The following is a 21,575-nucleotide window of genomic DNA, read 5'->3' on the forward strand; positions in this document are numbered from 1 at the left end:
AATCACAAAACAACTAGATGAACACAAAATCAAAGCATTCATCAGGATTTATTAACGCTCACACCCATATTTTTACGAAAGACCATGTGCCCGAACATTTGGCACGTCAATTTGTCCCGGGACCCGTTTATAAATGGTTGAAGACTTCAAAGGTGATTAGTAAGTTGAAAAAGTACTACGAACCACCTGAGGGCCATTACTCTTATACCCAAAGAAATAAGCGATGGAGTACTTATCAAAATAGAATTGAAATTAAAAGAAACCCAATTTTAAAATATGGTTTATTGCTTATAAAAATATTAACCTGGGTAGCTTTTGTTTATTACTTTCTTCAAGCAATCAAACCTCTATTTATTCAAACCATTGCGGGCAAAATTATTTATGGGTACGTCTTAGTTCCGTTTGATTACATCACCTATCCCATAGAAAGCACTTGGAATATTTTAGTATTACTTTTTATAATTGCGCTTACTTTTAAATTTGTCCGAAATGGACTTTGGAAAATGCTAAAAAGTAGATTTATTAAAATAGTTGGAAAGGATAGGCTAGAATATTTACTTCGGTTTGAAAATCTTTTGCGGTACGCTAATTACAACTCTCAAGGTGGGATTTTTTCAAAACTTACCCAACAATATCCTCCCAATACTCAATTTGTTGTCCTGCCCATGGATATGGAATATATGGATGCCGATATAGTTCCTGTTTCCTATCTCAAACAGATGGATGAATTAATAGCTTTAAAAAACATTAGTAAAAATAAAGATGTTCTTCTTCCTTTTGTTTTTGTTGACCCAAGGCGAATAGAGAAACAAACTGAAATTGACCCATTCTTTAAATATGATGATAGTAGCCCTGACGAAATTAAACTTGAAAATTGCCGTTTAAAAACATATTTAGATGATGGAGCATGTGGCATAAAAATTTATCCTGCTTTGGGTTATTACCCTTTTGATAAAAAGCTTTTGCCCCTTTGGTTATATTGTGCGCAGAACGAAATACCTATAACCACCCATTGTTCTGTTGGACCCATTTTTTATCGAGGCGATAAAAAAGTGGAGTGGGATAGACATCCCATTTTTGAAGAAGTAATTTCTAATGATGAGAACGGCCAGCCCAAACCCCCTGAAAAATTACGATTACAACAAATTAGGAATATAGATTTTCAGGCCAACTTTACCCATCCACTCAACTATACTTGTTTACTAATACCAGAATATTTGAAAAGTCTTCTAGAATTGGAAGAATACCAACATCTTCAATTGCTATTTGGTTATTCCAAAGAAGGCCTTAAACGAGATTTAAGTAATTTAAAAATAAATTTGGCTCATTATGGAGGATCAGAAAATTGGGACGAATTTTTGGCTAAAGATCGCGAGCAAGAAGCAAATGAAATTTTTAATAACCCTACTGTTGGGCTTAACTTAAAAAAGGATCTCTTAAACCTTACGAATCTATATAGGCATTGGCACTATACGGAATGGTTTAGCTTAATAAGTTCTATGATAATTGAGTTTGATAATGTTTACACGGACATTAGCTATACTACCCATGAAAACAAATATCTTAATCTATTATCTGAAATATTAAATAATCCTGAAATAAAAGATCGGGTGTTGTTTGGAACCGACTTTTATGTGGTTAGCAATCAAAAGACAGAAAAACAATATTGGATAGATATGAAAAATATGATGGGAGATGAAAAGTGGAACTCTATTTCATATAAAAATCCCAAACGTTTCTTATATCATAAAGTTTTTAAGTAGTTGAAAATTTCAACCATCGCTAAAGAATCTAATTTACAATATTCCAAAAGGTCTTGGCGTATTTGCTCTTTTTCTTCTTTGTTAGTATCATTAAAAGCAATCTTACCCCAAGTATCCATAGCCATGGTTCCATCTTTTACTTCAAGGGTATCATAACTTAATTCTGGTACCAAAACAGGAAGTATCTTTTTAATGGATGATGACCCTTTAAAACGATAATCAACATATTCTTTTTGAAATAGCTTTTCTAAATCAAAGGTATTCTTATTGATATAGGTTAAATATTCTTTAAACCTGGGCATCCATTCCATCATACGGTCGTTCGCGCTATTTTCGTATGAGGCATGCCATGAAACAAAGGTTCCCTGCTTGTCCGTAAATTGTTCCATTTGTTCTATCATAGTTGATGGAAACTCTAAAGTATCGGCTAGATATTCAAAATGGGTCAATTCCCCATTTTCAGATAGGGTGTGCATACTTACTTGAAAAGGAATCTGTTCAAAAGGTTTGGTACCATTCAGTCTGGGTACTGCAGAACCATAAGCCTCATAATCATAGAAGTGCAAAGGAAACTCAAGTTTGGCCAATGTATTCTGTATTCCTTCTGTATTAATTATGGCTTTTCCTTGCTCAAATGATTTTAATTGTAGTTTTTGATATGTAGATAATTCAAAATCTTTGGGAATTGTTTTGAAACCTAGTGCGTTTTGTATCACTAGATTGGTTATCTTTTTTTCTGAAATTCGCTTTAGCTCATAGATTGAAGGGCTTGTAACCCCGGGATTAAAAATCGAAAATGCATCACAATGGTTTGTTCTTGTCTTGCAAAGACAAGAACAGCTTTTCAACTCTAAATATTCTTTAGAAAGTAAGTCTATTGCATCGTTTATTTGAGATGTACTTGTAGAATAAACTTCTGCAACTTCTTGAGTTACTTCTGTTATTGCAAGAAACTCTTTAGGCTTAATTTCGCCTTGCTTTAAATAGTTGCTATTCACATGTATTACGCTGCATCTGACAACTGATATCCCATTCTGTTCTAATACATTTTTTTGAAAACAAAGGTCAAAAACGTGATCATGGTTTTTACTACGGCTTACTTTAGATGAAGATTTTACCTCATATAAATGCCAAGTATCATTTTCTAATTTCTCCAAAATGTCTATTCGTGCGTATAGGCCTGTTTCTGTTTTAAAAGAGGGTTGTAAAAAAACCGTAGCATATTGGGCTAATGCTTCTTTGGTTTTCGTGGTTGATAAGAACTCAGGTAGATCAACAGGATTTTCAAATAATGCTGCAGCGTAGGCCTCTACTTCATAACCTTCTTCGGTTAATTTTTTTAGAAAAAGGGATTGCTCAGCCTCTGGGTAGTCCTCTGGTTTATTTTTCTTGAACCACAAGCTCTCTGGGCATTGCAGGTAGTGAATAAAGTCGGTCTTAGTTAGCTGCATGCTGTACGTATAGAAGTTACTTTGTCTGAAATTGATATGATTGCTTAATAAGGCTCATCAGATAATCTAAATCATCATTTGATTTAATAGCTGCTTCGTAATCACCAATACCCCAATGACCAACATCAGAAACATCTCTAAATAAACCTTTTGGGTCATCTAATGTGCTTGCCTTTAGGTTAATTCTTACTTTTAATTGTTTTCTTTGAATTTCCAAATCAGTGATGACCCGCTTATTTAATTTGAATCCGATATAAAACTTTGTAGGTACCATATCAATTTCTCCAAGGTCTAGAATACGGTCTCTTAATTGCGAATATATTTCTCTTGTTTCATCTGTACCTTTATCAAGATGATCTTGTTCAGTATAAACTACAATTTCTTTATTAATTTGTTTGGTAATATCATCGTTTGAGGTGATTGTCTTAACACTTGCTTGACTTGAAGACTTATGTTGATTAAGAACAATTGTATTGTTAGAATATTTTTTGATTTCCCATAATTCAAAGGGTAAATCCTTAAAATCAATGCTTTGTTTTTGAAACAATGTAAATTGAGGAGAGATAAAAATAACCTTAGATTGGCTCCAATCAACATCTCCCTTCTTTAGTAATTTATTGGTTTGTTCTTGATACTCGAGAATAAAATCTGCTTTGTTGTTTAAAAGAAGTGATAGGTAGGAGTAACCTTGGTCAATAACCGAATAGCTTTTCCCCTTCTTATATTCAATAATGGTAAAGGATTTACTTTGCTCATCGAAGCTTAGTGTGTCTACTCGAAGACCATTTAATTGAAATTCTGATTTGACAAATTCTAAACCAAAAAGAGCAGAGAGGTTGTTTTCTACCAATTTTTGAATGTCCTTTTCTAATTTGAAAGGAATATTTTTTATTTCTTTTAGCTCGTTCTTTTGTAATTGGTACAAATTCATCCTTAATTAAGTTTATGAGATTTTACGAACACACTGATACAATCGTTTTTCGATATTTTCTGATTCTAGAAGAAATTTAAAGTAGCTGTACTTAAGTATTCCCCCTGTCGAATTGGTAATCATGTATTTAGCCTCTTTTAATTCTTCCTTTTTGAATGTTTCAAAATCTTCATGTCGCTCCAGTGCTCTTTTAAAACGTTTTTCAAGAATTTCAAACCATGTCGTTTCGTATTGCTTGATTATAAACTTATATTTCGCATTTAAACGATAGACATCTAACCAAGTTTCTAGTTCTTGGTCAATTTTAGCATTTCTTCTAATTTCTAGATGCCATTTTACCCTTTTAAGTAGGGTTTTTAAATCGGACTTTTCATATGGTTCTTCCTTAATTATTGAAATATGCAGCGAATCTGGAGTTAATTTTTCATCGTAGGGGTTGTATGCCCTACGCTTTACTCCTTTGTTATCGTATAAAACATCTAAGTCTTTTTTTTCTTTTGAATTACATTTATGACATGTAGGAAATAGTAAATCGAAGTTTATAGATATGAATGGATATTTTGCCTTTGCCAAATAATGATCGTATGCTTCCCTATGTTTATCCTCTGGAGGATCAAACTTTTCTAAGCCACAAAAAGGACAGATAAATCCTCCATATATAGATTTACTTATTAAATCCTTATAATGCGATTTAACAGAACCAAAATCAGTTTCCATTGCTTTGACAAGCGGATATTCATCCCAAAGAGAGGTTAAAAAAGGTTTAAGTATATCTGCCATAGCCGGATGTAAGGCTTCGTAGGGCACTAGATATTTACTATTGTCGGTGAGGCATTTAATATCGTTATTTACAGTAAAAGCGTCTTTTAACTGTATTTTGGCTGATGACGGAAGGTAGTAGTAAACCACAACTATTTTCTTAAGAGGCTCTTCTAACCTCTTTTTAGAATCCCTGACAATTTTTTTAAAATCAGGATGAATTAATTTTTCTTCATCATAGATTGCTAAATCTAGTTTGAATATTTTCTCAAAAACATAACTAATATGCCTATGAAAACCGGTGATTTTATGTGATATTTTATTGTAACTGTAAATCATTGGTTGGTGGTGGCATTAGGTTATCGTCATCACTATTAAATTCTTCTTCTTTTTCCATTAAATAGCTATACACATCGAATTTCTCAATCGACTCTCCGAATTCTAATAAGCTTCTTTTAACTCTAGCTATGTCTTCCTTAGTTTGCAAGCTTTCTTTCAATTGAATCAACTTTTCATTGGAAAAATCAGAAATTGAAATATCTCTGTTGAAAATGAGCTCTAATAAAAAAGTAATCGAACTGCCATGTGTTTGTAATTCAGGATTTGTAAATATTCCATTTTCAAATTTGTAAACATTTTCTTTAAAACTGTCTGAAATAACAAATGGGGAGTGTGTAGTTAAAATGACTTCTTGTTGCCTCACTCGAGAAACTCGTTTATTACTATCAAATTCTACTCCGGTAATTTTATTTAAAATACTTATCATTTTCGCACGCCACATAGGGTTAAAATGTGTATTTGGCTCATCAAAAAGAAAAAGGCAGCCTGGTTCTTCCATCATTAAAACGGACCCAATTACTTGACTAAATTGATGTTCCCCATCAGAAAGCGATTTGTAAAATATTTCTTTAATTTCATTTTCTGCCCTATCAATAATCTTATCAACAGTTATTTTTTCTATTCTAAATATTAGACTTGATGGGTCAACCTTTGGCATCTCGTCTGATAAGTTCAAAGTCTTATGGGCATTCATTATCAATTTACGTGTCATGACAGGAACCGTGTGTAAATTGAGTGTGTCAAATTCATAAAAGACTTTGAATAGATCAAAAGCATTTTTGAAATGAAATTTAAAAGCTTCTATCGTCGCTTGGTTGACTTTATAATCTAATATAACTTTAGATATGAAACCTGTTTTACTTTCTTCTTCATAGTACGTTGTTGCGCATAGTTTTAAACTTTGAAGTTCTTTCTGCAGGCGATAACCTAAGGCAACATTTTTATTTTTATAATCAATAAGGTTGAGGGTAATTCTAAAATTGTTGAGACCTTCAACGGCAAGTATATTTTTATAGTAGTCAAGATTAACCTTCTTAGCTAGCAGCATATTACAAATAAACACCGAGAAATTTGATTCATAATCCATGAAAAACAGGGTGTTTTTCTCCATGGGATTATGGTTTGGTCCTTTTTGTTTATCACCCTCTAACTGTTTAAAATAATGATATCGAACCTTATGGTATGGATTGCTCAATAACTCATTTTGCCCAGAAGTATACGCGATTACCTTTTTAGGTAATATGTCTTTTGTTTCACCTTCCGGCCCAGTATAATCTACTCTCCGAGAATCTTTTTCCTTATTGAAATGTAAAGAAAACTCTGGATGCTCTCCAAGTTTTTTTGAAATCCTTACTAAATATTGCTCTTCATCTTGATTATGAATACCAGTTTGCACAGAAACATATGGCAAATAATATTCAATAATAAACCCAAAGCTTTTACCTAGTCTATCTTCTTCAGAAGCAGAAGGCAAATGGTATAATTCTAAATAATAAAAGACTTCAGAGAAGAGCTCAAGAAAATTAGATTTTCCACTGCCATTTAAACCTGCAAAAATCTTGGTAGAAAGCTGTTTTGTATCCTTAGAGTTATTAAACTCAAAGCGTTGATTTGGTTTTAAGCTCCGAAATGAGTTACCTAATATTTCAATGCTCCTTATCCTCATTCAACTATTTTAAAATAGATACCAGAACGCTGATACGCATCTTTTTCTTTAAATACCTTATAATCTCTTGCGCTTAGTTTTAAATCGAAATTCTCTTTTTGTGCATCATAAAAAACCTGCTCTAATTTTAAAAATGGGTTTAGATTAGATTGGTTTGACGAAGTTATTGCAGAAAAAATAAATTTCTTTAAATCTTGGCGCTCATGCAGATATGGTTTCTTTTTAAGCTGTTCGGAGGAATAGTAGCTTATTTCCATTTTATGTTCTTCCTCAAAGCACTTAACCAACATTTCCATTGAGAAATGATGTTTTCTAAAACGTTCTTTTATAAGGCCTGCTAAAAACTCTGAACTGACATCTTCTATTCTAAGTTTCAGGGGTTTGTCTGGGTCAAACTTTTCCCATTTAATGTCTTCCGCTTCCTCATCGGTAATGGGAGGAAGAGTAATTTTATCTTGGTACACTATTTTGGATTGTTCTTCGGACTTGTGAACTTCAGGAATATTATTTACTTCTTTTATTATGGAGAACTCCTCCCTTAAAACCACCTTACTCAAATCTAACTCTCCTTTGAAAGCATCTTGACCTAGACGACCGTAAAGGTTTTGTAGTTGTTTTAAATGTTCTTTTTGTAGTTTTATTAAATCTTCAATTTTATGTACTTTAAGCTCGAAGTCCTTTTGCATATCAATAGGTGGTAATACCACTTCAAGGTTGCCTAATATTGTTTGGTTTAGGTTAGTAATATTTGCGCCTCGTCCTTTACTAAGCATGCGGTTTTTAAAATTTTCATTCTTAAAAAGATAAGTCAAGTAGATAGAATTCAATTTTTCAGATTTTAGCCTAAATCTTATACAAAACCCGCTAAAGGTTACATTTTCATCGTTTGGATAAATCGCAATGCACCTACCAACTAATTTTTTGTTACCGTTAGAACGAACAAATACCAAATCTCCATTTTTAAGAAAATAGTCTTTAGAAGGATATTTAAATACACTAATTGTTGGTAAGGACTCAGTTTTATAAATAGTAGAAAGACTTTTGAACTCGCTTACTCCAAGACTTTTAATAATGTGTCCTTTCTCATTCTTTGAAAAGTTTAACCCGTTTTTAAAGTTCCCAAACCGATTAAGCCGTTTTGTTTTCCACCCTTTTTCATTTTTAACTGGATCTCCAAACATCTCCAAAAAAGTACTCTTCAATAATTCATCTAAAAGAGCAATACTTTCTTTGCGTTTGGCAATGAGTTCTTCACAATCGGTAAGGACTTGCGCTATGCGTTTTTGATCTTCTAATTTTGGTAAGAAAATTTTAGTTTTTAAGTAATTATCTAGTTTTAAATTAGCAATTCCAGTTGTTTTGTTTTGAAATCTAAAAGTTTTACCTCTTAAATGATTATTTAAAAGTGCATATAAGAGATATTTTGGAAAGGCTTTGTTAGGGTTAGGTCTTAAAATAGCTGTGAAATTATTTGTCAAATATGTTCCATTAGCTGGATCTTCAAAATAGACTACTCTACCAACTGGTTTATTTGGAGTGCCTCCAGATTTTTCAATGATAATATCACCATCTACAAGGTGTTTTTTAAAAACCTTGTTTTCGTCTATATTTCTTTTAACAATATCTGAAAAATTAATCTTACCAGAATTTGTGAAATTGGTTGTTCGAATTACAAAAACATCATTGTCCTTTTCAGATGGTTTGCCCCATTCGCCTGATATTTTATCGTTTATTAAGTCTACTATGCTAGAATAATTCATTAAAAGAACTCTTTCAATTCGTTCAACTTCTTAGAGATTTGAGCTTCCAAACCATTTTCTCCCATCAGTTTTTCTAAAATTACCTCGGGTTCTTCATATTCAATTTCTTCATATACTTCTTCTTTATAACGTGAAAAACTTAGGTCGTAGCCTTCTGAAACAATTTCCTTTTTAGGTACGGTAAAATAGTTGCGTTTCCTATCATTTTCAGACACCGGCTTTGCACTCTTATATTTAATGACAATATCTTGCAAGTCTCCATAACCTTCTAATTTGGCCCGTTTGTCATCTAAACTATAACCATCACTTTGCATATCGTAGAACCAAACATTTTCTGTTTCACCGCCTTTGGTAAATATCAATAATGCTGTACTTACACCTGCATAGGGCTTAAAAACACCGCTAGGAGCCGTTATGACTGCTTTTAATTCACTCTTTTCAATCATTAATTTACGGGCTTCCTTAAATGCTTTTCCGCTTCCAAAAAGCACGCCTTGGGGCACAACAATACCGGCAGTTCCACCCATACGTAACATTTGGTAAATACGTTCAATAAAAAGCAGTTCAGTCTTCGTTGTACCTAGTTGCAAACTTTCGTTGATATCACCTTTATCTATATTGCCAGTAAAAGGTGGGTTGGCCAAGACCACATCGTATTGGCTACTTTCATTATAGCTTTTACTCAGTGTATCGGTATAATCTATTTGTGGGCTTTCAATACCGTGCATCATCAAGTTCATAAGTCCTAAGCGCACCATGGTTTGGTCAATATCATAGCCTTGTAGGCTTTGATCTAAAATTTCTTTAGTTTTCTCATTAAATCTAGAAGCCTTGCTAGATCGTATAAATCCGTCTTCATCGGTCTCTCGAGAACCTTTCTTTTTATCTAATTGTGTAACTAGATATTGATAAGCATCCAATAAAAAACCACCTGTACCACAGGCTGGGTCTACAATACGGTTACCCAATTTTGGAGAAACCAATTCTACTAATAATTTTATAATATGGCGAGGAGTTCTAAACTGTCCGTTTTTACCGGCGCTGGCAATTTCACTCAATAAATATTCGTAAACATCCCCCTGGATATCCTGAAAATCTTGCCCTTTTTCAGAGGCATCTCTTTCCATCTCATCATAGATCTCATCAATAATCTTTACAGCTTCAACCAATAAAGAAGGTTTAGGAATGATAAAGACAGCATTCCGCATGTGTTTTACAAATGGGGAATCATCTGTATCCAAAGTTTTTATAAATGGAAAAACATATTGTTGTACCCTTTGCAACATTTCTTCTGCGGGCAATCTTTTAAACTCACTCCAACGTAATTGCTGCTTTTCAATTTTTAAGTCACTATTAGGTAATTGAAACTCTCCTTTAAAACGGGAAGTGAAAGGGTCGCCTGTAAATTCTGCCCTTGATTGTGCATCAGTATCGTTTTCATCTAATTTCTTCATAAAGAGCAAATAAGTAATCTGCTCAATAGCGGTTAAAGGGTTAGAGATACCCCCACTCCAGAACTTGTTCCAGAGTTCTTGAATTTGTGATTTGATTATCGGGTTATGTTGTAACAGGCTCATTTAAAATCGTTTTCAAAATTTTTGAAGTTTTCTTTATCTAGCCAAAACTCATAGCACTTGGCAATCACCCCATTTTCCCATTCCTTATCTTTTTTTAGGTCCTCCCAATTTTTCCCTAACAAATCAGCACACAATTTATAAAAGCCATCGCCCTGCTCTCTTTGGCCATTTTTATGTGTTACCAGTGCACTTAACAAAGGTCTTCCTTTTTCGAATTCATGAGCAGATATATTGCCTAACCATTCACCAACCAAACTACGATGATAATCATTGGAGAAATCAAGTCCAAGCATTAACACGTCATTCACTTGGGAATAACTTCTAGTGGTACGAAGTCTTGCCAATTCTATCAAATGTTTTCTTATATCCTTTTCCATTATGCTACTAATTGTTCGGTTAGGGTTACGATTTCCTTAATTTCTTTTGGGTTAAATACACCTTGTATTCCTTTCGGATGGATAACGGTAAACGGGGCTTCCAATAAATTACGTTTATGAATTTGGCCACGTTCGATGATATAATCCCGTAAAAGGTTTAAAAATTCAATTTGTCTTGTGCTCAGCGTTGTATGCTCCTGAATAAAATCGGCTACTTTTTTACTTACGGTGGCATCAAAACTTTCCAGTATTTCAATGCCCAAAATATGCTTTATAAATTGCAGGAAACTGGCGCGTTGATTTTTATATACTTTTTGTAACAGGGCTTCGGTAATATGTGGATCTTCTAAATACAGTTCTTCGGCCAGTTGGTCTGCTTCTTCCGGAGAGACATCCGCACCATTTTTTATTTTTTGGAGGATGGGGTTTCGGTCGAGTATTTCAGCAATCTTTTGTTCCACCATTTCGCGATAGCGCGAAATACTGACCGATTCGTGCTGTGGGCCGAATTCGATAAACTCCTTGGTGGTTACGATATCGGATAAATTTAACTGATCCATTCCGTTCCCCACAGGGCGGCGGTCGATATAGCGCATCAAGGGCGCCAGTTTTTCGGACAGTATATCAAATTCGGTATCGTTGACTATCGCCCAATACTTGTTTGACAAAACTTGATTGATATAGGAGGTATGTTTAGCTACTGTATTTACGGATTGCGGCAGCATTGACACCTGTTCCTGAATGTTTTCCTTTAGAATTTCCAACCGTTCGGCATTATCTTCCAAATGCACCAAAGAGGTTTCCAAAACATCTTTTTCAAAACGCATAGCCTTAAAAACCACCTGCGAAACCGTTCGGAACAAGGGTAAAATAATTTTCCGTAAAAACTCAAAACTTTTAGCATCCAGCCCTTCCCAAAACTCGGCTTTTCTGGCCTTGAATAGGGCAGATTGCGCGTCTTGGATTGCAACAGAATCTTGAGGTAATTTTTTTAGCTGTGTTCTGAACAATTCAATTTCTTTCAAGGCGATGTCAATTTCATCAAGTTCTAGCGCAAGTTCTATTTTATCAATACGCAGACTTGCAAAGCGAACCGGTAAAGGTACTTGTGGTTTATTCTCCACCCCTTTCGGGTTTAGTTTAAAGTATTCGAAGTTATCCCAACAGTCCAGAATTCGAAAAACGTCTTTTTCAACACACCAAGGTTTCATATCGGTAGGTTCTAACAAACGCGTACCACGCCCGATCATTTGCCAAAACTTGGTATAGGAGAATACAGGTTTCGCAAAGACCAAATTAACGAGTTCGCGAATATCGATACCCGTATCAAGCATATCCACACTTATCGCCACTCTGGGCATGTTGTTCAGTTTGAATTGGTCCAACAAGCCTCCCTTACCATACACTCTAGGGTCATCGGACACTAAAACTTTAGACAGTTCTCCGTTATATTCTGGATAAAGCTTATCGAATATCTCTTCTACTTGCCGCGCTTGTTGAATCGATTGGCAGAAAAAGATGCTTTTACCCGGTAGTACTCCATTGGGGTCTTTAATGGATTCTTCCATAAACTCGCGAACGATCAACGCATTCGTCCCTCGGTTCCGCACGGATTTCTCCAGCTGTGTACCTTCGTAGTTGATTTCTTCAATATCACGGCCTTCGTGCAATAATTTCTTTTGGTCTTCCAAAGAAACCGTACGCTTACTAATACCTTCATCTTGAAATTTGGTATGAATTTTCATCACCTCAAAATTGCATAGATAGGGTGGAATGTTGTTTACCGCTTCTTCATAGGAATAAGCAAAGGTTGGCAGGCCATTTTCGCATTCAAACAGTTGAAAAGTATTGTGATCGATGACATCCGTCGGAGTCGCTGTAAGTCCTAATGTAATTGTATTGAAATAGTTCAACACCTCTTGGTAGGTGTTGTATACGGAACGATGACTTTCATCAATTACAATTAAATCGAAAAAATGGGGAGACAAGGAATTCTCTTCATCCTTTACAATATTGAGCATAGTAGGATAGGTAGAAACATAAATTCTTCTATCCGTCGCAATAGACTTTTCACCACGTTTGGGCCAAGTAGGCTCGTTCGGTAAATGCTCTCTGAATGCTTCAAGTGCTTGCTCGCGCAATGCAATTCTGTCTACTAAAAACAGAACCCGCTCCGCCCAACTGGCACGCATTAATGCATCTGTCAATGCGATACAAGTTCTGGTTTTACCTGTTCCGGTAGCCATAACTAAAAGAAACTTTGTGCGTTTCTTTTCAATGGCCTCCATTACCGCGCGAATAGCTTGTATTTGGTAATCTCTTCCTGCTATGATAGTATTGATTAATTCAGCTGCAAGTGGTTTTCTTCGTTTTCTAATAAAATCGTAACGCTCTAAATCATCACGAGTAGGAAACCCAATGATTTTTTTAGGAGGGTAGTTATTGACATCCCAAAAGTAGATGTCCAATCCGTTGGTGTAAAAACAGAATGGTAAAACACCTGTTTCTTGTTCAATTCTTTCGCAATACTGTTTTGCTTGTTCTCTTCCTAATTCTGCATCTTTCGAAGTTCTCTTTGCCTCTAGAACAGCTAGTGCCTTGCCGTCTTTACCCAAAAGAACATAATCACTAAACGCATTATTATAATCTGGCGAAGGTTCTTTTGCTTTCGAAATCACCGAATATTCCTCAACAACCTGAGTATAGTCATTGACATTCCATCCTGCTGTTTTGAGGTGGTTATCAATTAATTCTATACGTGTTTGTTTTTCGTTCAAGAAAGTCTTTGGTTGGTGCTCTTGTAAAAATAGGACTACTTTTTAGATATACAAAGAAGAAGATATACTGTTCAGTAATGTGTTGAATATAATGATAAGACTCGATATTTTGTTATTGAAGATAGTCCCAACCTCTGTTTTTTATAACTCTTTACATTACGCCTCTTGCACATGGTTTTTGATTACAGATGAACCTCTTTGGAATACACATCAAAAAAACAAAACTCTTTACAAAATCCGCTTTTTGTAAAGAGTTTTAAAAAGGTGGTTAAATCGTTCTAGTAATACTTTCAATATTTTCTTTTTGTATAGTATTCTATATGAAACTGCTTTAAAGGAAAAGAAAACCTATAATCATGTTTGGGTTCGTCCATAAAACAAAAGAGCAATAAGCCTTTAAATCGTATGGCATCGTATTTGTGCATGATCGAAATCTGCCCAGTATTAGAAATAACCATAGTACAATCTTCGATTATTTCATCTGTCCATTCCATTCCCTGATCATCCATGGCCGTATGAACCCTCTTTAGTATTCCTTCCGGTAAATACTTCTTGATAGTCAACCCTTCGATCAAGTCTAGTTTTCGCATTCCAATATGAATGGTCCTAACATCTGTGTTCTTTTTCATTTGACTTTTACCCTAATCCATCCACATTCGGGAAGTTCATATTTATCGACTTCCATAATGGTATGAACTCCTTTTTTGGGGTATCTATATTTTAGCTTGGTTCCGTGCTCGTTGGCCTCCAAAAAGAATTGATTCAGACGTCTTGGCTTGTTGAGCTTCCTGTTCCAACAGTTATGGTTTAAGGTATTTTCGCCTATCTCCCGTAAAAGGGTGGTTATTGCAAATCGGTCATTATTTCTGAAAACAATATTGTGGACAAACATAAATTGGATATATTCCTATAATATGGAAATATTCCAAATTTATTAATGATTTTTTATACTTTTAAAACTTTAACAATTTTCAGTAAATTGAAATTTAAATAAACACGATTTGTTATGTGCTACAGTACGAGAGCTACAAGAAAGGTCAGAGAGCTAGAGGATTATTATGAAATTGAAAGACTGTTAGGGGAACAGGAAGAAAAAGAATACGAACTTATATACAATCATGCCAACGGCTGGGCACACCCCAATATGTGGATTCTTCCCCAACAGCGAAAGGGTCATATGATACCTGCAAAATGGGGCATTATGCCTTCTACCTCCGAAGGTGCTGATTACAAAGAATATTTTAAGAAAAACCGTGTGGCCTATGGCGGATTAAATCTCAGATCTGAGGATGTTTTCGATCATTATATGTACAGCAACAATGTTTTTACCAAACGCTGCATAATTCCCGTAGATGGTTTTTTCGAGCCGCATACGACCCCGGTAAAAGTCAAAGGAAAGCCTTTTAAGGTTCCTTTCTACTTTGGAAGAACCGAGGATAAACCGATGAACATGGCAGGTATTTACAATGTGACCAAAGATAAAATGGTCACATTCTCCATTTTTACGAAAAAGGCGACCCCCCTGTTCGAGGAAATACATAATCAACCTAGCAATAAACATGGCGATTATAGAAGGCCGGTGGTTCTTGAGGACAGCGAAGCCGAATACTGGCTAGAGGACGGCCATGACAAAGACGACCTGATCGATATTTTGGACAACGATCTGCCGGACTATGAATTTAAAACTTGGCCCATCAGCAAAGACCTGCATAAGGCCGATAGCGATAGACCGGACATCATCGAGAAGGTGGAGTACGAAGAATTGGCAATCGATTTTTGATCCTACTCGATTTACTTATAATCTTCTTCTAAGTATCAATTCCCGATTCCCTTTTAATTCTTTTAGGCTCAGTTGTAGTTTTTCATTATCACCCAAAGTAAATTTCGGTAGTACATAAACAAACCTGGAAGTTTCCGCATGCCTTGTTTTCTTAGGCATTTTATAAACATATTGAGGCTTAAGCGGTACGGATTGATAGGAAGCTCTGCGTTTCTCATTACCGATGACCATCGCTACTTTCAGATAGTCAATGTCAAAATCAATGCCCGTTTCGTTCTTAATCTCGAACTGCATAAAGACCAAATCCTCGAAATAGACCATATTCTTAATGGCCAATGAAACACCTTCTTTTCTCTTGAAAATATTCTTTCGTTCCGGTTGTTTGAGCATTGCTTCTGATGATTCTACCAAAAACGCTTTTGGGTATTGTTTGTGTACGACCATATTGGAATCCAGTTTTACGGTATCGCGAATGACGAGAGACTCCCTTTGATGCTCATGCCCGATACTTTCTGAAAAGGAAACAAAACGGTTAAGCTCCTTCAATGAATCGGCATACTTGACGATGTATGAATATACCTTACCATCGATGGTAACTACTAGAAGATTGCTTTGATTTCCTTTGGTCGCCTTTAAAAGCCCCAAGGGTTGAGCGCGCTCCCTATTGTAACTGAAGACAAAGTTATTTGCACCGACGATTCCCTGACGGATGTTCGCAGGGAAGAAAAGGGCCAGGTTCATTTTTTCATTGGCATAAATGGTATCAAGTTTCTTTGTCTTCTGACCAAAACTTGAAAGAAATGTCATAAGAGTCATAATTGTTACTGTACTTGTTTTCATAATTATTTTTTTAGAATTAACACCCATTATGGGCTTTCATAGCTTCGGTTTTAAAATGAGTTTGTAATTATTGTTGACCGTAACCCTGACGTTACGATTATTGCGTTGGAACACTTTTTTCACTCCACTTACCCCAGTATTGACCGCCCCTGAAACATCCGGAACGCCTGGAATATTGAATTCTGCAATCGCATCGCCCAAGACCTCGTTGAACACATCGCCACGGAAACTGTTTCGTATGTAAATGCCTTCCAATCCGTCAGCATTATCATAGGCCTTTAGCTTCAGCGGAATTCCCTCTATATTTTCCACATTCAGGATGACCCGGTTAGGCCGGAACTTTACGATTCCGTAGAGCAGCGTGTTTTTTTTGATCTCCAAACCTTGAAGGGTCGTGTTTTGGGTTACACGCATTTGAAGTCGGTCATTGACCTTTATGGTCTGTTCCCCATCGATTTCGACTATCAAAGACTCGCCAGTGCCATCCGCCAAAACCTGGGGACTGACCGCAAAGAACAATTGATGCTCCAAGCCCATCTCCTTTAGAGACGAGATAGTATCCTTTGTATCGATGACCTCACTTTTCTTTCTTCGCTTTTTACGTAATGGTTTTCGTTTTCCCGAAGCTGCGGAATCCTGTGAATAATCTATACGACCGATACGATATATACTATCCACGATGCGCTGTTTCTTTTTGTCCAAAAGGTCTTCATCGTATATTCCCGATTCATCCAAGAAACGTTCGTCATAAATACTGGGGGCAATTCGTTCCCTTTCATTTTTTATGGCATCCACCGCAACTTTTTTTGAAGAATACATATTCTTGCCCTCTTCCAGTTCGGGAACTAAGGTTTGTTGGAGTTCGTTGGCACTTTCATCATCCGCACCCAAAATAAAAACTGAATAACCGATAATGAATAAGATGACCACTCCGATGACCGCCGCAAACACAATTTTCTTTTTATCTATTTTCATAGCTCGTTTTTAAGTTCAATTCACTCCTGTTCTTTTATCTTCTTTAGGGAATTCTCGAAATAATCGGTAATGAGCAATCCATGTGTGTTCTTGGGATAGTTTCGGTCTACGGTAATAAGACCACCTGTTGAGACCATTTCATAGCGGTCGATTACAGACCCTCTGTTGATTTCAAAAACGGTTATAGTTTTAAAGCGATAGGGTTCGGCCCTTAAATCCACTTGTGATTCAACACTCAATACTTTTTGGACCAAAGAATATTGCAATATCCGATTATAGACCCCATCGGCCTTTTTCTGGCGATAGACATTGTCGACCGTGCTGTTTCCAAGCCAAAGTGCCTTTTCAAGATTGCTTTCATAGTTGCTGTCATCGATTCCGTAGAAGTATTCATGGAACAGTTGCAGATGCGACAATGCCTCGACCTGAAGATTTTCCTTTTGGGATACGAGCTTCAGCGGAATAATAGAACCGTCGGTGTTTACGGCAAAGGCACTATCCATGGCTTTTTGGTACATATTGAATACCATAACTCCCGAGAAAACAGAGGATAGCAGTGCGGTAACCGTAACCACAATGGTTATATAGCGGTTCAGCTTCAGTACATCGTATATATTTTTATAGGGTAGTTTCATTTTATTATTTTTTAAGGGGCCTATGACCCTATTGTGTAAAAAGCCTAAGTGTAAATGTGGTTGCCCGCTTATACAATTTGAATTTCAAAAAGACTATAAACCCGATGGTAGCTGCCTCGACTAATATCTTTATGGTAGTATTGCCGGTCGGACCTCCCCAAAGGTTGGTCCAGAAATTGGCATTGATTTCTGAATAGAGTTGGTTCACGAAAATGTTAACCAGAAAGAATGCAGGCACCAACATATAGACAGCCGCATATAGCTTGAAAAAGGTGTATGCCATTGACCGGAACTTTTCAAAAACGGCCAAACTGATGACCAATGGAAAAAAGGCCTGCATAATGCCTAAGAGAAAGTACCGCTCTGCCAAGAACAGTGGATAGATAAATAGGTCTATCATCCAAAGTACAAGGCCAATGAAAAAGCTGAACATCTTTATCCCGAATACCGGAGTCACCAATGCTTCGTATAACATGGCCCAAGCTTTTTTGGCCGCGTCGAATGCCCCGACATCTTCCTCAATGGGAATGTCCTTTAGCTGCAAGGGAATTAGGGCGGGTGCCGTGTCCCGATACTGCCCTTCAACAGCGACCAAAATCCCATCGAAAAAACCAAGTATTTGGGTCGAGAAAATGACCAGCAGTACGATAACAAAGTTCTTTGCCAGATCCCCTGGCGAAAGTCCCCAAGAATACCCTTCTTTATTGGCGAGGCCCTCATTGTATTTTTTCAGGATATTAACCAAAAAGAAAAGCACGGCCAAGACCTTGATACCACGAATGGTATAGGTGGAGAAATCGGTGCCTTTGATTGTCTCAAAGACCGCGTCCACATATTCAAGGCCAATACCCAAGAAAATTATCAGTTCCATTTTCTAATAGTTCGTTTTTCTATTGTTGATTTTGTCCTGCATCTCCCTGAAGGCGATGATGTCGCGATACCTTTGTGTCTTGCGCTCGATCTCGGATACCATTTCCTGAGATTCCCGTTGATGCGCTCGAATAGCTTTCATTCGTTCCCCATCGGTCAATTTCAAATGGTCGCTGGACAGGATTTCATTGATGAATTCCAAGTCCTCTGTGGCTTGGTCCAAAATAGCATTGAAAGAGTCCGATATTCGGGTAACTTCATCAGCTTGTATATAGGGGGAGTTAAGGATATCCCTTAAATCTCCTTGAACCATATTATACAGGCGTTTGTTGTTTCGAATGAGCTCTTCCACTGCTTTTAGCTTTTCAATGGCAGCACTGACTTTCTCAATGTTCTCTTTTTGCTTTTTTAGAAACTTCATCGTCTTAATAATGTTGGAGGTCTGCTTTCCAGCCTCTAACAGTTGTTTGGCAAAAGAGATAAAGTTGATATTGTCATAAACAGGCATTCCTTGGGCGGAGCCATTAGCTCCCATTGTTATGATTAAGATTGCGGTTAGTATTATTTTATTGATTCCAATTTTCATGATTTCTGGGTTTTGTGAAGTCGAATATTCTTGACTTCTTGTTAAACTTTTTTCTATTGTGACTATGCGGCTTTAAGCCGTGAAAATTCTTTAATTGCCAATTCCATATCACTATGCTTTTTAAAAAGGGCCATTATGGTCTCGTTGTCGGAGCCGTCGGTGAGGTAGGCCGCAAATACTTCTGGCGGCACTTCCAATCGAAAGATGTTACTTTCCTTACCGATCTTGATGAACATCTCGGTATACTTCCGCTCCCCTGTCAAATCGTTCTTAATGGATTTGAGCTGATTTAAGTCGTGGCTTGAAAGATTGAGTCTCTTAATAAGCTCGTCATAGCCTTTTTCGTTGTTCAGGCTATAAATAACCTGGGTGTTTTCGAGGATACTGGCGGAGGTGGAATTGTCCGGTAATTGATTTATGGATTGTAAAATGATGCCGATTGCACCTTCTTGCTTTCGGATAGCCTGATAGTAGAATTCCACACTCTCCAGTACATTGGGAAATTTGAGTTGCTTGGCAAACTCATCGAAAAGGATGATGCCCTTTTCTTCCTTGTTCCTCCAAATAGTCCGTTGGATAGCGGTCTTGATGAGCTTGAGCATTACCGACAGGATTTCTTTGTTGTCCTTTACCTCGTCCAGTTCGAATACGATGAGCCTTTTGTCCTCAATTTTATAGGATTGGTCTTCGCTCATCTCAAAGAGGAAACTGTACAATCCACCTTCCACATATTCGGATAGGATGTGCAAAAAGTTGGTAATATTGAAATAGGCCTTATCAATTCCCAACATTTCCAAAAGTTGTTCCCGATTATTTCGGATAAACCCGTAAAAGCTCTCCAACGAATGGGCATTGGAAACGGTTTTGTAGTAATGCTGAAGGATTTTTTTTAGGGATACGGATTGTGCCTTGGTCACTTTGAGGTCCGATGCGATAAGCTCGAACAGGAATACGGATAGGTCTTCCAACCGTTCAGGGGTGACATCGTCACCATTTGTTATAAAAAATGGATTTATTCCGAGATTTTGACCACTTTCATAACGCAGTACAGTATACTGTTCAGGGTATAACTGAGCGAACTTGGTATATGAACCCCCGAGATCGATGATGACCAGACGGACGTTCATTTCGAAATACTGACGAAGGATGTTATTGGCCAGAAATGATTTTCCTTCCCCGGTCGGTGCGAAAATGGCAAAGTTCCGAGCCTTGATTCGTTTCTTCTTCTCATCCCAGACATCTTTCAATACGGGAATATTATGCTCCCGGTCATTGAAGATGATACCGGTTTTGTCCGACTTATAATTCGTGTTGTTGATCAGCATGCAAAGTCCATGCTTCAAATCGGTTACATATAGGTCCTCGTTGGAAAAATTGGACGAGAAACAGCAATAACTATTGAGAAAATAGTTTTTTCGTTCCTCGCTGCTTGGGTAATAGGGAACGATATCCAATTCCTTGAATTCGGTCTTGATCTTGGATGCGATTTTTTCAAGCTGTTTTTCATCCTTGTGCCAGTAGATAACATTTAAGTGTCCACGAATAATCCTGGAACTATCATCATTGTTAATCTGGTCTTGGATGTATTGGATTTTCTTCAGGACCACTTTGTTTTGTGAACCGAAGTTGGAGCTCTTGTTCAGTTCCTCGATTTTCTTGTCCAACAGTTTGCGCCATTTTTGCTTATCGTCCAGATAGATAATCTGGTTGACCATATGACTTTCATTCAAGGAAAGTCCAAGACCGTCGATGAACCCTTGATGGAAGATAAAGTCGTCGGACGTAAAGCGTTCGTTGATCTTACTGGTCTGTACCTTTTCACCGAAACAACTTTCGCTGTTCACGGTCAGTACATCAAAATGGTGTTCTCCAATCTGGATGTTCTTTTTTCCAAGTTCGATTGCTGTATCGAATCCGTCATTATAGCCATTGAAGTAGTCCGAACTCATCGAAATGATTTCATGGCTCTTGAGCGGTATCAATGAAATCTTCCTCCCGTTATTGATAAAAGAAACCGAATCGTTGACCGCAGCTTTGAAGCGCTGCAGATTCTCTTGTAAAACCTCTGGGATTTTCGCATCCACCTTTTTGAAAGGGTTAACATATTTCGGATTGTTGAGCTGCTTATTCTTGGTTAGGGTAAAGAACAGATATCCATGATGTTCCATGTGCTGCCGTCCCTTGAAATAATCATGGGTAGCCTTCGAAAGAAAGGTATCATTGGGCAGGTTTTCTGAAGTGAAAGATCTCTTGAAGTAGATGTCCTGTTTATGTACAACGGTACCTACGGGTAAGGATTTGATAGCTTGAAACCAATTGCCGTGCATATCCTCAAAGTCCTTTTCCGAAAGGGAATAGATTTCGGGAAGTTCTACACGATAACAGGCCACGATATTCCCATTGTTTGAGAATATCAAATGGTCCTTGATGTCCGTTATCGGATGATATTTAGAGATATTGATTTTCGACATGGTTCAGGATATTATCTT

18 protein-coding genes are annotated in these 21,575 nt (G+C 36.8%); 2 read left to right on the forward strand and 16 right to left on the reverse strand.

Translation table 11 applies throughout. The features are described from left to right. Positions 1-164 precede the first annotated feature (164 nt). Complete coding sequence (locus tag EJ994_RS14030) at positions 165-1,763, forward strand: amidohydrolase family protein (RefSeq protein ID WP_164721472.1); 1,599 nt, start codon at positions 165-167, stop codon at positions 1,761-1,763. Here EJ994_RS14030 and EJ994_RS14035 read toward each other — a convergent pair. The 10 genes from EJ994_RS14035 to EJ994_RS14080 all read right to left on the reverse strand — a co-directional run bounded on the left by EJ994_RS14035 (position 1,745) and on the right by EJ994_RS14080 (position 14,292). Then, complete coding sequence (locus tag EJ994_RS14035) at positions 1,745-3,214, reverse strand: DUF2779 domain-containing protein (RefSeq protein ID WP_126593055.1); 1,470 nt, start codon at positions 3,212-3,214, stop codon at positions 1,745-1,747. The genes EJ994_RS14030 and EJ994_RS14035 overlap by 19 nt on opposite strands. 16 nt (positions 3,215-3,230) lie before the next feature. Further along, positions 3,231-4,145, reverse strand: coding sequence for a DUF5655 domain-containing protein (locus EJ994_RS14040; RefSeq protein WP_126593056.1), 915 nt, complete (start codon positions 4,143-4,145; stop codon positions 3,231-3,233). Positions 4,146-4,157: 12 nt separating this feature from the next. Next, complete coding sequence (locus tag EJ994_RS14045; RefSeq protein WP_126593057.1) at positions 4,158-5,243, reverse strand: hypothetical protein; 1,086 nt, start codon at positions 5,241-5,243, stop codon at positions 4,158-4,160. Next, positions 5,224-6,909, reverse strand: coding sequence for a restriction system-associated AAA family ATPase (locus EJ994_RS14050; RefSeq protein WP_126593058.1), 1,686 nt, complete (start codon positions 6,907-6,909; stop codon positions 5,224-5,226). Before EJ994_RS14050 ends, EJ994_RS14045 begins: the two co-directional genes overlap by 20 nt. Further along, positions 6,906-8,669 carry a restriction endonuclease subunit S gene (locus EJ994_RS14055; RefSeq protein WP_126593059.1) on the reverse strand — a complete coding sequence of 588 codons (1,764 nt, stop codon included), beginning with the start codon at positions 8,667-8,669 and terminating at the stop codon, positions 6,906-6,908. The genes EJ994_RS14050 and EJ994_RS14055 overlap by 4 nt, the downstream gene beginning before the upstream one ends. Continuing rightward, positions 8,669-10,246, reverse strand: coding sequence for a type I restriction-modification system subunit M (locus EJ994_RS14060; protein ID WP_206507144.1), 1,578 nt, complete (start codon positions 10,244-10,246; stop codon positions 8,669-8,671). Before EJ994_RS14060 ends, EJ994_RS14055 begins: the two co-directional genes overlap by 1 nt. After that, on the reverse strand, positions 10,243-10,623 hold the full coding sequence (locus EJ994_RS14065; RefSeq protein WP_126593060.1) for a hypothetical protein: 381 nt from the start codon (positions 10,621-10,623) through the stop codon (positions 10,243-10,245). The genes EJ994_RS14060 and EJ994_RS14065 overlap by 4 nt, the downstream gene beginning before the upstream one ends. Continuing rightward, the gene (locus EJ994_RS14070) at positions 10,623-13,400 is read right to left on the reverse strand and encodes a DEAD/DEAH box helicase family protein (RefSeq protein ID WP_126593061.1); all 2,778 of its coding nucleotides are present in this window, start codon (positions 13,398-13,400) and stop codon (positions 10,623-10,625) included. The genes EJ994_RS14065 and EJ994_RS14070 overlap by 1 nt, the downstream gene beginning before the upstream one ends. 290 nt (positions 13,401-13,690) lie before the next feature. Further along, the gene (locus EJ994_RS14075; RefSeq protein ID WP_126593062.1) at positions 13,691-14,029 is read right to left on the reverse strand and encodes a hypothetical protein; all 339 of its coding nucleotides are present in this window, start codon (positions 14,027-14,029) and stop codon (positions 13,691-13,693) included. Further along, the gene (locus EJ994_RS14080; RefSeq protein ID WP_126593063.1) at positions 14,026-14,292 is read right to left on the reverse strand and encodes a hypothetical protein; all 267 of its coding nucleotides are present in this window, start codon (positions 14,290-14,292) and stop codon (positions 14,026-14,028) included. Before EJ994_RS14080 ends, EJ994_RS14075 begins: the two co-directional genes overlap by 4 nt. A 114-nt stretch (positions 14,293-14,406) precedes the next feature. Here EJ994_RS14080 and EJ994_RS14085 point away from each other — a divergent pair, with 114 nt between their 5' ends. Then, a complete protein-coding gene (locus tag EJ994_RS14085) occupies positions 14,407-15,180 on the forward strand; it encodes an SOS response-associated peptidase (RefSeq protein ID WP_126593064.1) in 774 nt (257 codons plus the stop codon). 15 nt (positions 15,181-15,195) lie between these two features. Here EJ994_RS14085 and EJ994_RS14090 read toward each other — a convergent pair whose 3' ends face one another. From EJ994_RS14090 to EJ994_RS14115, 6 genes are all read right to left on the reverse strand, one after another. Then, positions 15,196-16,020 (reverse strand): DUF4138 domain-containing protein, encoded by an 825-nt coding sequence (locus EJ994_RS14090; RefSeq protein WP_164721473.1) that lies wholly within the window; start codon positions 16,018-16,020, stop codon positions 15,196-15,198. Positions 16,021-16,056: 36 nt separating this feature from the next. Continuing rightward, the gene (traM, locus tag EJ994_RS14095; RefSeq protein WP_126593066.1) at positions 16,057-16,995 is read right to left on the reverse strand and encodes a conjugative transposon protein TraM; all 939 of its coding nucleotides are present in this window, start codon (positions 16,993-16,995) and stop codon (positions 16,057-16,059) included. A gap of 20 nt (positions 16,996-17,015) precedes the next feature. Then, a complete protein-coding gene (locus EJ994_RS14100) occupies positions 17,016-17,630 on the reverse strand; it encodes a conjugal transfer protein TraK (protein WP_126593067.1) in 615 nt (204 codons plus the stop codon). Between the two features lie 28 nt (positions 17,631-17,658). Further along, the gene (locus EJ994_RS14105) at positions 17,659-18,501 is read right to left on the reverse strand and encodes a hypothetical protein (RefSeq protein WP_126593068.1); all 843 of its coding nucleotides are present in this window, start codon (positions 18,499-18,501) and stop codon (positions 17,659-17,661) included. Between the two features lie 3 nt (positions 18,502-18,504). Continuing rightward, complete coding sequence (locus tag EJ994_RS14110; protein ID WP_241240793.1) at positions 18,505-19,086, reverse strand: conjugal transfer protein; 582 nt, start codon at positions 19,084-19,086, stop codon at positions 18,505-18,507. A gap of 62 nt (positions 19,087-19,148) precedes the next feature. Beyond that, complete coding sequence (locus EJ994_RS14115) at positions 19,149-21,557, reverse strand: TraG family conjugative transposon ATPase (protein ID WP_126593069.1); 2,409 nt, start codon at positions 21,555-21,557, stop codon at positions 19,149-19,151. Positions 21,558-21,575 lie beyond the last annotated feature (18 nt).

It is taken from the genome of Maribacter sp. MJ134, assembly GCF_003970695.1.
Lineage (GTDB): Bacteria > Bacteroidota > Bacteroidia > Flavobacteriales > Flavobacteriaceae > Maribacter.

Coding starts and splice junctions, on each gene's coding strand:
- EJ994_RS14065 (WP_126593060.1), bottom strand. CDS start 10,623: ATGGAAAAGGATATAAGAAAACATTTGATAGAATTGGCAAGACTTCGT.
- EJ994_RS14080 (WP_126593063.1), bottom strand. CDS start 14,292: ATGTTTGTCCACAATATTGTTTTCAGAAATAATGACCGATTTGCAATA.
- EJ994_RS14055 (WP_126593059.1), bottom strand. CDS start 8,669: ATGAATTATTCTAGCATAGTAGACTTAATAAACGATAAAATATCAGGC.
- EJ994_RS14050 (WP_126593058.1), bottom strand. CDS start 6,909: ATGAGGATAAGGAGCATTGAAATATTAGGTAACTCATTTCGGAGCTTA.
- EJ994_RS14110 (WP_241240793.1), bottom strand. CDS start 19,086: ATGAAAATTGGAATCAATAAAATAATACTAACCGCAATCTTAATCATA.
- traM (WP_126593066.1), bottom strand. CDS start 16,995: ATGAAAATAGATAAAAAGAAAATTGTGTTTGCGGCGGTCATCGGAGTG.
- EJ994_RS14090 (WP_164721473.1), bottom strand. CDS start 16,020: ATGAAAACAAGTACAGTAACAATTATGACTCTTATGACATTTCTTTCA.
- EJ994_RS14115 (WP_126593069.1), bottom strand. CDS start 21,557: ATGTCGAAAATCAATATCTCTAAATATCATCCGATAACGGACATCAAG.
- EJ994_RS14075 (WP_126593062.1), bottom strand. CDS start 14,029: ATGAAAAAGAACACAGATGTTAGGACCATTCATATTGGAATGCGAAAA.
- EJ994_RS14040 (WP_126593056.1), bottom strand. CDS start 4,145: ATGAATTTGTACCAATTACAAAAGAACGAGCTAAAAGAAATAAAAAAT.
- EJ994_RS14105 (WP_126593068.1), bottom strand. CDS start 18,501: ATGGAACTGATAATTTTCTTGGGTATTGGCCTTGAATATGTGGACGCG.
- EJ994_RS14060 (WP_206507144.1), bottom strand. CDS start 10,246: ATGAGCCTGTTACAACATAACCCGATAATCAAATCACAAATTCAAGAA.
- EJ994_RS14035 (WP_126593055.1), bottom strand. CDS start 3,214: ATGCAGCTAACTAAGACCGACTTTATTCACTACCTGCAATGCCCAGAG.
- EJ994_RS14085 (WP_126593064.1), top strand. CDS start 14,407: ATGTGCTACAGTACGAGAGCTACAAGAAAGGTCAGAGAGCTAGAGGAT.
- EJ994_RS14100 (WP_126593067.1), bottom strand. CDS start 17,630: ATGAAACTACCCTATAAAAATATATACGATGTACTGAAGCTGAACCGC.
- EJ994_RS14045 (WP_126593057.1), bottom strand. CDS start 5,243: ATGATTTACAGTTACAATAAAATATCACATAAAATCACCGGTTTTCAT.